The 11,879-nt window shown below is 62.9% G+C and carries 10 protein-coding genes and 1 pseudogene (1 of these 11 cut by a window edge); 9 read left to right on the forward strand and 2 right to left on the reverse strand.

The annotated features are described in order from the left end of the window. Positions 1–93: 93 nt before the first annotated feature. Together rhaI and ON753_RS23250 are read right to left on the reverse strand one after the other, a co-directional pair. Positions 94–1,377: an L-rhamnose catabolism isomerase gene (gene rhaI / locus ON753_RS23245; protein WP_265966001.1), complete on the reverse strand. Its 1,284-nt coding sequence runs from the start codon at positions 1,375–1,377 to the stop codon at positions 94–96. A 152-nt stretch (positions 1,378–1,529) separates the two neighbouring features. Beyond that, positions 1,530–3,632, reverse strand: a complete 2,103-nt coding sequence (locus tag ON753_RS23250; protein ID WP_265966003.1) for a bifunctional rhamnulose-1-phosphate aldolase/short-chain dehydrogenase — start codon at positions 3,630–3,632, stop codon at positions 1,530–1,532. A 186-nt stretch (positions 3,633–3,818) separates the two neighbouring features. On the opposite strand from ON753_RS23250, the pseudogene ON753_RS23255 reads away from it, so the two are divergent. From ON753_RS23255 to ON753_RS23295, 9 genes and pseudogenes are all read left to right on the forward strand, one after another. After that, positions 3,819–4,626: pseudogene (locus ON753_RS23255) on the forward strand (DeoR/GlpR family DNA-binding transcription regulator). Positions 4,627–4,771: 145 nt separating this feature from the next. After that, entirely contained in the window at positions 4,772–5,764 is a 993-nt protein-coding gene (gene rhaS / locus ON753_RS23260) for a rhamnose ABC transporter substrate-binding protein (protein ID WP_265966006.1), read from the forward strand. Positions 5,765–5,866: 102 nt separating this feature from the next. Continuing rightward, positions 5,867–7,426 carry a sugar ABC transporter ATP-binding protein gene (locus tag ON753_RS23265; protein WP_377047200.1) on the forward strand — a complete coding sequence of 520 codons (1,560 nt, stop codon included), beginning with the start codon at positions 5,867–5,869 and terminating at the stop codon, positions 7,424–7,426. Beyond that, positions 7,423–8,406, forward strand: a complete 984-nt coding sequence (locus ON753_RS23270) for an ABC transporter permease (RefSeq protein WP_265966009.1) — start codon at positions 7,423–7,425, stop codon at positions 8,404–8,406. The genes ON753_RS23265 and ON753_RS23270 overlap by 4 nt, the downstream gene beginning before the upstream one ends. After that, positions 8,403–9,419, forward strand: a complete 1,017-nt coding sequence (locus tag ON753_RS23275) for an ABC transporter permease (protein WP_265966011.1) — start codon at positions 8,403–8,405, stop codon at positions 9,417–9,419. Before ON753_RS23270 ends, ON753_RS23275 begins: the two co-directional genes overlap by 4 nt. Positions 9,420–9,423: 4 nt before the next feature. Further along, positions 9,424–9,738 (forward strand): L-rhamnose mutarotase, encoded by a 315-nt coding sequence (gene rhaM / locus ON753_RS23280; RefSeq protein WP_265966014.1) that lies wholly within the window; start codon positions 9,424–9,426, stop codon positions 9,736–9,738. A gap of 6 nt (positions 9,739–9,744) precedes the next feature. Next, positions 9,745–11,136: an FGGY-family carbohydrate kinase gene (locus tag ON753_RS23285; RefSeq protein WP_265966016.1), complete on the forward strand. Its 1,392-nt coding sequence runs from the start codon at positions 9,745–9,747 to the stop codon at positions 11,134–11,136. Between the two features lie 166 nt (positions 11,137–11,302). Next, on the forward strand, positions 11,303–11,719 hold the full coding sequence (locus tag ON753_RS23290; RefSeq protein WP_265966017.1) for a dihydroneopterin aldolase: 417 nt from the start codon (positions 11,303–11,305) through the stop codon (positions 11,717–11,719). Between the two features lie 77 nt (positions 11,720–11,796). After that, a protein-coding gene (locus tag ON753_RS23295; protein ID WP_265966019.1) for a dihydropteroate synthase crosses the window boundary here: on the forward strand, positions 11,797–11,879 show its beginning. Its footprint extends 802 nt past the window's final position; the window shows 83 of its 885 coding nt (coding positions 1–83); it begins with the start codon at positions 11,797–11,799; its stop codon lies beyond the right edge, outside the window.

Raw genomic sequence — 11,879 nt, forward strand, 5'->3', positions numbered from 1 at the left:
GTGACACCGAGCTTGCCGTGCAACATGGTTTGGGACTGCGGATCAGCGCTCGGCTCGCCTCGCTTCTCCGGAGGGCGGGCGAACAACCCGCGCTCAGACGATCCCGCCGCCGGCCCCCGAGACTTCCGGCCGGATGTCGGCGACCTTGTTCCGGTAGCCGGAGGCACGGTAGGCCGCGACCGGGTCGATGGCGCCGCCGCTTTCCAGGCGGGCCATGGCGAGGATCGGCTCCACATCCGTGCGGAACGCCGTCTTCAGCGTCGTCGTCGCCATCAGCGCATCATTGTCCTGCTGGAAGCCTTCGAGGGCCTTGCGGTCGACCAGCAGCGCCTGGGCATAGGCGCGCTGGACTTCCATGGCGGAGACCATCAGGCTTTCGATCGGGTCGGTGACATTGTGCGACTGGTCAAGCATATGCGCCGGATCGAAGCCGGGGGCCCGGCGCGTCTCCGCGTCCACCAGTTCGTTGAAGACCAGGAACAGGCGGTACGGGTCGATCGAGCCGGTATCGAGATCGTCGTCGCCATATTTGCTGTCGTTGAAATGGAAGCCGCCGAGTTTGCCGAACTGGACCAGCCGGGCAACGATCATTTCGATATTGACGTTGGGCGCATGGTGGCCGAGGTCGACGAGGCAATAGGCCCGGTCGCCGAGTTCCTTCGCGATCAGGTAATTGGTGCCCCAGTCCTGAACGACCGTCGAATAAAAAGCCGGTTCATACATCTTGTGCTCGGTGAACAGGCGCCAGTCGTCCGGGAGCTGGGCATAGATCGTCCTGGCCGAATCGAGATAGTGCTCGAACTGGCGGGTGAAATGGCTCTGGCCCGGAAAGTTCGAGCCGTCGCCGACCCAGATCGTCAGCGCCCTTGAACCGATGGCCCGCCCGAGTTCGATACATTCCAGATTGTGCTCGATCGCCTGCCGGCGCGTGGCCGCATCGGTGTGCGACAGGGAGCCGAACTTGTAGGAAAGCGCCTGACCGTCCTGGTCCTGGAAGGTGTTGGAGTTCATGGCATCGAAGCCGAGCCCCAGCGCGCCTGCCTTTGCCTTCAGGTCGGATGGATCCGCCTTGTCCCAGGGTATGTGCAGCGACACGCTGGGCGTTGCGCGGGTAAGCTGCTGGATGACCGCGCAGTCTTCCAGCTTGTCAAAGATGTTGCGCGGCTCGCCCTTGCCCGGAAAGCGGGCAAAGCGGGTGCCGCCGGTTCCCACGCCCCAGGAGGGAACGGCAACGCCGTAGGCCGCGACCTTGCCCTTGATCGTGTCGATCGCGATGCCCTGCCTGTCAAGGCGCTCGCCAAGCGCTTCATAGTCGCGCTTCAGGGAATTGCTACGCGTTTCGTTTTCCCGGGTGACCAGGGACGTTTCGATCATCATGAGAAAATCCTTTCCTGCCGCAAAACAGCTTCATCCTGAGGAGGGCCGACAGGCCCGTCTCGAAGGATGGGCCGCTTGTCCGGAGTGTGCCGCCCATCCCTCGAGACAGCGCTTCGCGCTTCCTCGGGATGAGGTCGTGTTCTTAGCGACATCTACCGCGTGAAGGCCTGAACGTTGCCGGCATCGACATTGATGATGTTGCCGGTCGACTTCGCGGAGGCTTCGCAAGCGAAGAAATAGGTCGCCTCGGCGATGTCCTCGGGCAGCACGGACCGTTTCAGCAGCGAGCGCTGGCGGTAGTGCTCCTCCAGCTCGGAGGTGTCCTTGCCATAGGCTTCGGCGCGTTCCTTCAGCCAGTCGCCGGACCAGATCTTGGAGCCGCGCAGCACGGCGTCCGGATTGACCACGTTGACGCGGATGCCGTCCGGCGCCCCTTCGAGCGCCAGGCAGCGGGCCAGATGCAGTTCGGAAGCTTTGGCGGTGCAGTAGGCGCTGGCGCCCGGAGAGGCGGCGAGGCCGTTTTTCGAGCCGATGAAGATGATCGAGCCGCCGATCCCCTGCGTTCTCAGCATCCGGAAGGCCGAGCGCGACACCAGGAAATACCCGGTCGACAGGATCGACATGTTCCGGTTCCAAAGGTCCAGTGTGGTTTCGTCGATCGGGGCGGACGAGGCGATGCCCGCGTTGGAGACGAGAATGTCGATGCCTCCGAATTCCAGTGCCGCGCGGGTGAAGCTGTCGGCGACGGCCTCCTCGCTGGTCACGTCCATGAGGACCGTGCGCACCACGTCCCCGGAGTAGCGGGAGGTCAGGTTTTCGGCCGTGGCGGACAGCGCCGAAGCGTCGATGTCGGCAAGCACCACACAGGCGCCTTCGCGCAGGAAGCGCTCCGCCGTCGCCGAGCCGATGCCGCCGGCGCCGCCGGTCACCAGCGCGATCCTGCCCGCAAGGCTCTTGGGTTTCGGCATGCGCTGCAGCTTGGCTTCCTCCAGAAGCCAGTATTCGATGTCGAACGCCTCCTGCTCGGGCAGGCCGCGATAGGTGGAGACGCTGGAAGCACCGCGCATCACGTTGATGGCGTTGGTGTAGAATTCACCGGAGATGCGGGCCGTCGCCTTGTCCTTGGCGAAGGTGATCATGCCGACGCCGGGAACCAGATAGACGACCGCATTGGGGTCGCGCAGCGCCGGGCTGTCGGCGTGTTTGCAGCGCTCGTAATAGGCGGCATACCCGTCGCGATAGGCTTCCGCCGCCTCTCCAAGGCCGGCAAGCGTCGCCTCGATATCCGGGTTTGCCGGATCGAAGTCGACGACGAGCGGGCGGATCTTGGTGCGCAGGAAATGGTCCGGACAGCTCGTTCCAAGGGCGGCGAGGGCTTCCATGTCGTTCGAGCAGACGAATTCCAGCACCGCGTCGCCGTCATCGAAATGGCCGACCATATGCTGCTTGCTGCTGATCATGCCGCGAATGGCGGGCATCAGTTTGGAGGCCGCGTCGCGGCGGTCGGCCGGCGCGAGGGCACGGTGTTTCGCGCCGCCGAAAGCCTCCTTGCCTTCGGTCTTTGCCTCGAACCAGGCAATCGCCTTGTTGATGATTTCCAGCGTGGTCTCGTAGCAGGTCCTGGCGTCGTCCGCCCAGGTGAAGAGCCCGTGGCTTTCCAGAACGACGCCGCGCGCGTCCGGATTGTCCAGGCAGAACTTTTCCAGCCACAGGCCGAGTTCATAGCCCGGGCGTTTCCACGGCAGCCAGCCGATGTCGCTGCCGAAGACCTCCTGCGTGATCGCCTTGCTGTCGGCGGCGGCCGCGATCGCGATGATCGCGTCCGGGTGCATGTGGTCGACGTGCTTTCTGGGAACGTAGGCGTGGAGCGGCGTGTCGATCGAGGCGGCGCGGGGATTGAGGTTGAAGGTGCAATGGGGCAGGTAGCCGACCATTTCGTCTTCGAACTCGACACCGCGATAAAGGCCCTTCAGCGCGCGCAGCTTGTCCATGTAAAGCGTCGCGAAGCCGTCCATTCTGATCGTGCCGACATCGCCGCCGGAGCCCTTGACCCAGAGGACTTCGGCCGGTTCGCCGGTGAGCGGGTCGTTTTCCATGACCTTGGCGGAAGTGTTGCCGCCGCCGTAGTTCGTGATACGCTTGTCCGAGCCGAGGAGGTTGGAGCGGTAGAGCAGAAGCTCCGGCTCGCTCATGCCTGACGCCTTTTGGCCGTCCCACAGGTTTTTCAGCCGGGAACCGGCGGCGGAATTCAACATCATGTCCTCCCAGAATATGCCTGACAGCTCGTGTCGCTTTGAGTAGAAACTCGCTTGATCGGCATTCAATGTCAATCAAAAACGATCATTATCAGTCATATTGCGTTGCAAAATGATCGCTTATGATTTTTTTTGATTGACAATGACCGGTATTGGTGGAAACGTTTGAGCAACGGGAGGCTTAATATGCACGAGAAAGAACGCCACAGGATCATCCTATCCGCAGTCCAGGATCGCCCGGTCGTGACGGTTCAGGAACTTGTGGCGTTGACAGAGGTCTCCGAGGCGACGATCCGCCGGGACATTGCCCAGCTTCACGTGCAGAAGAAACTCCGCAGGGTGCGCGGCGGCGCGGAATCCATCCATCCGCCGCAATTCGTCGGCCTCGCCGGCCGGCCGTTCAGCGTCAATGAAGCGATCAATATCGCGCAAAAGCGCGCAATCGCGCAAAAGGCCGTCGAGCTGTGCGAGGACGGCGACGCGATTATCATCAACGGCGGCACGACCACGTTCCAGATGGTCCATCCGCTGGCGACCAAGCGCCTGCAGGTATTCACCAACTCGTTTCCGATTGCAGAACACCTGCTGAAGAATTCAAAGAACACGATCATGCTGTCGGGTGGCGCGATCTATCGGGAACAGAATATCATCCTCAGTCCCTTCGACAACGATGTGACGCGGAATTTCTATGCGCAGCGCATGTTCATGGGTGCGCAGGGCCTCGGGCCGCTCGGGCTCATGGAGGCGGACCCGCTGCTGATCCAGGCGGAACAGAAACTGATCGGCCAGGCCGATGAGCTGGTGGTGCTGGTGGATCTCGTCGAAATTCAGCGCTCGCTCGAGCCTGATCCTGTGCCCGCTCAGCCGGATCACCACCGTCATCACGGATGACGGCATCCCGGACAGCGCGGCCAACATGCTGGAACAGGCCGACATCAAACTGATCGTGGCACCGGTAGGCGCCACGCAGGCCAGGGCAACCTCTAGCGGGTAGCCGGCATTCTGCCGGAACCCCGGGTGGGCCGGCAGTCATCCGGAGCATCCTGTGCCCGATCGGGTGCAGACAGGATGGTCCGGCATTTGAAAGTGATCAACTTCCTGTCTTCACAAGGAGGCAGGTTGATCTTGGGAGGAAGACAATGAAATTTCTCAAATCAGTTCTGGCCGCGACCGCCGTCGCCGCGGTCTGCATCGCCGGGCCGGCACAGGCCGAGACCAAGCGCATCGCGCTTGTCGTCAAGGCCCTCGGCATCGGCTTCTTCGAAGCAGCCGCCAAGGGGGCCGAGGAAGCCGCCAAGGAACTGGGCGATGTGGAAATCATCTACACCGGCCCGACCGACACCACCGCCGAAGGCCAGATCGAAGTCATCAATGCGCTGATCGCCCAGAAGGTGGATGCCATCGCGATTTCCGCGAATGACCAGGACGCTGTCGTACCGGCCCTCAAGAAGGCCATGGATCGCGGTATCACGGTCATTTCCTGGGATTCCGGCGTCGCACCGGAAGGCCGCCAGCTTCACCTCAACCCGTCGTCCAACGAACTGATCGGCAACATGATCATCAAGCTTGCCGCCGATCACCTGCCGGAGGGCGGCGATGTCGCAGTGCTCTCCGCCTCGGCAACGGCCACGAACCAGAACATCTGGATCGAGGAAATGAACAAGGTGAAGGACAACTATCCGGGCATCAATGTCGTTGCCACGGTTTATGGCGACGATCTTGCCGACAAGTCCTATCGTGAAGCCCAGGGCCTCATGCAGACATACCCGGACCTGAAGGCGATCATCGCGCCGACCTCCGTCGGCATCGTTGCCGCCGCACAGGCCGTGTCCGACGCCGAAAAGGCCGGTCAGATCAATGTCACCGGTCTTGGCCTGCCGTCCGAAATGGCCGGTCACATCGAGTCCGGCGCGTCGAAGTCCTTCGCGATCTGGAACCCGATCGACCTCGGCTATTCCGCAACCATGCTTGCCTACAACCTGGCCACGGGCGAGGCCGAAGCCAAGCCGGGCGCGGAAATCCCGATGGGCCGCATGGGCACGCTGACGCTCGACGAGAACAATGAAGGCGCGATGGCGGATCCGTTTGTCTATGACAGCTCCAACATCGACGATTTCAAGGACATCTTCTAAGCTTCACGGCTTGGAGGTGCCGCAGTCGAAGTGACTGCCGAACGGCCCGGTGCCCCGCGCACCGGGTCGGTTGAACGAGAACAAAGAAACAGGCTCCGGGATATGGTTATGCTTGCGAACACGCAGGGCATTGAAGACGTGCATCCGCAATCCGGCAAGGGCATTCGGCCCGTCTTGTCCCTGAAGGGCATTTCCAAATCGTTTCCCGGTGTCAAGGCGCTCTGCGAAGTGGCGCTCGATCTTTATCCGGGGCAGGTCACGGCGCTGGTCGGCGAGAATGGCGCCGGCAAGTCGACGCTGGTCAAGATCCTCACGGGCATCTACCAGCCGGACGAGGGGGAGATCTCGATCAACGGCGGGGCGGTCAGTTTTCCGACGGCCCAGGATGCCGGAGAGGCGGGCGTTACCGCCATCCATCAGGAGACCGTTCTCTTCGACGACCTTTCCGTTGCCGAAAACATATTCATCGGACATGCGCCGAGAACACGGCTGGGCCTGATCGACCGCAAGGAAATGGTGTGCAAAGCGACGGCGCTGCTTGCGCGGATCGGCGCGAAGATCGACCCGAACGTGATGCTGAAGGACCTCGGCATCGCCAACAAGCACCTGGTGGCCATTGCCCGGGCGCTCTCCATCGACGCCAGCATCGTCATCATGGATGAACCGACCGCGTCGCTTTCCTACAAGGAAATCGAGGAAACCTATGAGCTGGTCGAACGGCTCAAGGCTGAAGGCAAGGCCATCCTCTTCATCAGCCACAAGTTCGACGAGATCTTTCGCATCGCCGACCGTTACACCGTGTTCCGGGACGGCGAGATGGTCGGTGCGGGCAAGATCTCCGAGGTCGGCGAGCAGGAACTGGTCAAGCTGATGGTCGGCCGCTCCGTCGACCAGGTGTTCCCGAAGCGCACAGCGCAGCTCGGCGAGGAAGTGCTGAAGGTCGTCGGCTATTGTCACCCGACCGAATTCGAGGACATCGGCTTCACGCTGCGCGCAGGCGAGATTCTGGGCTTTTACGGCCTTGTCGGCGCCGGACGCAGCGAATTCATGCAGGCGCTTTTCGGCGTTACGAAACCATCCAGGGGCGCCATCCGCATCGACGATCAGGTGGCCGTCATCAGGACGCCCAACGAGGCGATCAGCCACGGCATCGTCTACGTGCCGGAAGACCGCGGCCGACAGGGCGCGATCAAGGGATTGCCGATCTTCCAGAACGTCTCGCTGCCGTCGCTCAAGGACACGTCGAGGGGCGGTTTCCTGCGCCTTGCCGAGGAATTCAAACTCGCTCGCGAATATACGCAGCGCCTCGACCTGCGCGCCGCCGCGCTCGACCAGGATATCGGCGAGCTTTCCGGCGGCAACCAGCAGAAGGTCGTCATTGCCAAGTGGCTTGCCACCAAGCCGCGGGTCATCATTCTGGACGAGCCGACCAAGGGGATCGACATCGGCTCGAAGGCGGCCGTGCACGAATTCATGGCGGAGCTCGCCGCCGGCGGGCTTGCCGTCATCATGGTCTCATCCGAAATCCCGGAAATCCTCGGCATGTCCGACCGCGTCATCGTGATGCGCGAGGGGCGGATCGCCGCCGAGTTCGAAGGAGACCAGCTGACACCTGAACATCTTGTCCGCGCCGCGGCGGGCATTACGGAGGTGCGCTCATGATCCGCTCCCTGATGAAATCGCGGGAAATGATCCTGGCGGCGGCGATCCTCCTGCTGACCGCGGCAATCGCCTACCGGTTTCCCGCATTCGTCGCCCCGTCGAACCTTGCCCGCGTCTTCAACGACACGGCGCCGCTGATCATCCTGGCGCTGGGCCAGATGGCGGTGATCCTCACACGCTGCATCGACCTGTCGGTGGCGGCGAACCTGGCTCTCACCGGCATGGTGGTCGCCATGCTCAACGTGGCCATGCCCGGGCTGCCGATACCGGTCGTCCTGGTTGTCGCAATCGGCCTCGGCGCGCTGATGGGTCTTGCAAACGGACTGCTGGTCTGGAAGCTGGATATCCCGCCGATCGTGGTGACGCTCGGCACGATGACCATCTACCGCGGCATCATCTTCGTGATTTCCGGCGGCGAGTGGATCAACGCCCATGAGATGAGCGACACGTTCAAGGCCTTCCCGCGCCAGGTCGGCCTGGGTCTGCCGGTGCTTTCCTGGATCGCCATCCTCGTCGTTGCCGGCTTTGCGGTCCTGGTCAGCAGGACGGCCCTCGGCCGCGCCTTCTACGCCGTCGGCGGCAATCCGCACGCGGCAGTCTACACCGGCATCAATGTCGGCTTCACCCAATGCGCTGCCTATGTGTTCTCCGGGGCGCTTGCGGGCCTGGCCGGCTATCTCTGGGTGGCCCGCTATGCGGTCGCCTATGTCGATATCGCCGCAGGGTTCGAGCTGGAGGTGGTGGCCGCCTGCGTCATCGGCGGTATCTCGATTGCCGGGGGTGTCGGGTCCGTCGGCGGGGCGCTGCTGGGCGCGCTGTTCCTCGGCATCGTCAAGAACGCCCTGCCCGTCGTCAACATATCGCCCTTCTGGCAGCTGGCGATTTCCGGCAGCGCCATCATCATCGCCGTTGCCTTCAACGCGACATCGAGCCGGGCCAAGGGCCGGGTGATCCTGAAAAAAGCGGAGCATGCGCTATGAGCCTCGCCTCGACCGATACGAAGGCAACCGGACGCCAGCTTCCCGACCGGCTGAAAACGCCGTTGCATCGCTTCCTGATCAGCTGGGAACTGCTCCTGCTGTGTGTCGCTGTTGCCGTCTTCATCCTCAACAGCTTCGCGTCGCCCTACTTTCTCGATCCGTGGAACCTGTCTGACGCGACATTCAACTTCACCGAAAAGGCGATGATCGCCTTTGCCATGGCGCTGCTGATCATTTCAGGCGAAATCGATCTCTCCGTCGCCTCGATCATCGCGCTCACGTCCACCGCCATGGGCTTTGCCGTCCAGATGGGGGCCGACACGCCCTTGCTGGTCCTGATCGGCCTTTGTGTCGGGCTGGCCTGCGGCGCCTTCAACGGCCTGCTGGTCACCGGCTTCGGCCTGCCGTCCATCGTCGTCACCATCGGCACGATGAGCCTCTTCCGCGGCATTTCCTATATCGTTCTCGGCGACAAGGCCTATACCGGCTATCCTTCCAATTTCGCCTTTTTCGGCCAGGGCTATGTGTGGTGGGTGATTTCCTTCGAATTCGTCCTGTTCGCCCTGCTGGCCGTGCTCTTCGCGGTCATACTCCACCGCACCAATTTCGGCCGGGCGGTTTTTGTCATCGGCAACAATCCGGTCGGCGCGCTGTTTTCCGGCATTCAGGTGGCGCGGGTGAAGTTCACGCTGTTCCTGCTGACAGGCGTGATGTCCGGCGTAGCCGCCATCTGCCTGACCTCGCGCCTGGGCGCCACGCGCCCGTCCATCGCCTTCGGCTGGGAGCTGGAGGTGGTGACGATGGTCGTGCTCGGCGGGGTCAGTATTCTCGGCGGTTCCGGCTCCATTCCGGGCGTCGTCATCGCCGCCTTCGTGATGGGCATGGTGACGTTCGGTTTCGGCCTGCTCAACGTGCCGGGTATCGTCATGTCGATCTTCATCGGCCTGCTGCTGATCGCGGTCATCGCGCTGCCCCGCGTCGCCCGGCAGCTTCTGGCAAGACGGAAGGCGTGAGCCAATGGAAAAATATGCCTTTAAGATGATGCTCAATCCCGGCATGGAAGCCGAATACAGGCGGCGGCATGATGAAATCTGGCCGGAACTGGTGACGCTTCTGAAAGAGGCCGGCATCAGGGACTATTCGATCCATCTCGACCGGGAGACCAATATCCTCTTTGGCGTCCTGTGGCGTGAAGAGGGGCACAAGATGGACGATCTGCCCTCCCATCCGGTGATGCGGAAATGGTGGGCCCACATGGCCGACCTCATGGCCACCAGGGCGGACAACGAGCCCGTGGCGGTGCCGCTTGACACCGTCTTTCACATGGATTGACCGGCAATGACCGCGGTGAAGCATGTCGGTGTCATCGATATCGGCAAGACCAACGCCAAAGTCGCCGTCGTCGATGTCGAGCGGCAACGGGAGATCGGCGTCCTGACGCGCCCCAACCAGGTGCTCGATGCCCCGCCCTATCCCCATTACGATCTGGAAGGGCACTGGCGGTTTATCTGCGATGCGCTCGGCGAGTTGCACGCGGTCCACGGTATCGATGCGATTTCCGTCACGACCCATGGCGCCAGCGCCGTGCTTCTGGACAGCCGGGGCGGCCTGGCCGCGCCGATGCTCGACTACGAATTCGGCGGACCCGACAGCCTGGCGGCAGAATATGACGCCGTCCGCCCGGACTTTTCGGAAACCGGCTCGCCGCGCCTCGGCATGGGGCTCAATCTGGGTGCGCAGCTTTTCTGGCTGCTGAAATCCGACCCCGGCCTCCTGGACCGGATTTCGGCGGTGGTCACTTATCCGCAATACTGGACCTACCGGCTGACCGGCGTCCTTGCCAACGAGGTGACGTCGCTCGGCTGCCATACGGATCTGTGGTGCCCGTCCGGCAACCGCTATTCTTCGCTCGTCGAACGGCTGGGCCTTTCGGGAAAGATGGCGCCGGTGATGCGCGCGGCGGACAGGTTCGGCGAAATCCTTCCGGAGATCGCGGCCCGCACTGGCTTGCCGGCGGGCATTCCGGTCTCCTGCGGCATTCATGATTCCAACGCCTCCCTCTATCCGCATCTCCTGAAGCGGCAGTCGCCGTTTTCGGTCGTCTCCACGGGCACGTGGGTCATCGCTCTTTCCATCGGCGGCGAGGCCGCGTCCCTCGATCCGGACCGCGACACGCTGATCAACGTCAACGCCTTCGGCCATCCGGTCCCGTCGGCCCGGTTCATGGGCGGGCGGGAATTCGAGATTGTCCTGAACGGGCACGGGAGAGAGTGTTCGCAGGAGGATGTCGCCGGCGTGCTTGAAAAGGACATCATGCTCTTTCCGGCGGTCGATCCGCGCTCCGGACCGTTCCAGGGCCGGCAGCACCGGTGGAGGGCCGGGGAGGCGAGCCTCTCCGACGGTGAACGCTACGCCGCCCTGTCGTTCTATCTTGCCCTGACAACCGGGGAATGCCTCGCCATGACCGGGGCACGAGGGCCTGTGATCGTCGAAGGCCCATTCTCGCAAAACCGCCTCTACCTGGACATGCTGCAGGCCGCGACCGGCCGCCTAGTCGAAGCCTCGGAAGGCTCGGTGACCGGCACCAGCGTCGGAGCTGCCCTGCTGGTGGCAGACGGCGGGCTGAAACCGGTGCGGGTTCCGGCAGGCGGTGGCGAGGCCTCAATTCCGGATCCGCGCTTTCGAAGCTACGCCGCCAAATGGCAGGCGAGCGTTTCCCGGCACGGCTGACGTCAGGGAAGCAAACCACCTTGCAGGCCGGGGCGCAAAAAGTCGGACTGAGGCACCCGCGGGAATGGTGCGGTCACGCCCGTTTGAGCGCGAACGTTGCTTGACCGTGGCCCGGATGTGGTTACACCCGAATGTCTGAGTGGAAATCCAGACGACAGGAAGACCCATGTCCGCACGCCCCGACACCCCGGCCGGCCAGCCGGAGACCGGCCTGACCGAAGACGGCACTGATGCCATCCTGATCGAGGGGCTGCTGGTTGCGGCGGAAATCGGCATTCTGGACAGCGAAAAGGGCAGGCGCCAGGCGGTCTGCTTCGATGTTGAAATTCGCACCGTGCCGGGCTACCGCCGGATCGTGCGCGAGACCGGCAGATTTGTGTCCTATGCGGACACGGTCGAGTTCATCCGGAACAAGGCGTCGGAAGGCGGTCATATCGACCTGGTCGAAGACTGGGCCGAGGCCGTCGCGGAATTCGCCTTGTCCAATTCCCTGGCCGAAAGCGTCACGGTGAAGGTCACCAAACCGGACATTTTCGCCGAAGCGGCGGGCGTCGGTATCCGCATCACCCGCAGGCGTGCCTGAATGGCCCTGGCCGGAACGCCGGTGCCCGGATCCGCCCGCAAACTCTCTGAATGAATGTCTCCGAGGAGCCTTGCCACATGATTTCCGCCGACCGTCTTCTGCCTCTCTGGCTCAAATATCGGGACGCGCTGGAAACGCCGATCCGCACGTTCGAATTCCC

Source organism: Roseibium salinum, from assembly GCF_026240905.1.
Lineage (GTDB): Bacteria > Pseudomonadota > Alphaproteobacteria > Rhizobiales > Stappiaceae > Roseibium > Roseibium salinum.

Excerpts from the sequence above, each read along its gene's own strand:
- rhaI (WP_265966001.1), bottom strand. The coding sequence starts at position 1,377 with ATGATGATCGAAACGTCCCTGGTCACCCGGGAAAACGAAACGCGTAGC.
- rhaS (WP_265966006.1), top strand. The coding sequence starts at position 4,772 with ATGAAATTTCTCAAATCAGTTCTGGCCGCGACCGCCGTCGCCGCGGTC.
- ON753_RS23290 (WP_265966017.1), top strand. The coding sequence starts at position 11,303 with ATGTCCGCACGCCCCGACACCCCGGCCGGCCAGCCGGAGACCGGCCTG.
- ON753_RS23285 (WP_265966016.1), top strand. The coding sequence starts at position 9,745 with ATGACCGCGGTGAAGCATGTCGGTGTCATCGATATCGGCAAGACCAAC.
- ON753_RS23275 (WP_265966011.1), top strand. The coding sequence starts at position 8,403 with ATGAGCCTCGCCTCGACCGATACGAAGGCAACCGGACGCCAGCTTCCC.
- ON753_RS23265 (WP_377047200.1), top strand. The coding sequence starts at position 5,867 with ATGGTTATGCTTGCGAACACGCAGGGCATTGAAGACGTGCATCCGCAA.
- rhaM (WP_265966014.1), top strand. The coding sequence starts at position 9,424 with ATGGAAAAATATGCCTTTAAGATGATGCTCAATCCCGGCATGGAAGCC.
- ON753_RS23250 (WP_265966003.1), bottom strand. The coding sequence starts at position 3,632 with ATGTTGAATTCCGCCGCCGGTTCCCGGCTGAAAAACCTGTGGGACGGC.
- ON753_RS23270 (WP_265966009.1), top strand. The coding sequence starts at position 7,423 with ATGATCCGCTCCCTGATGAAATCGCGGGAAATGATCCTGGCGGCGGCG.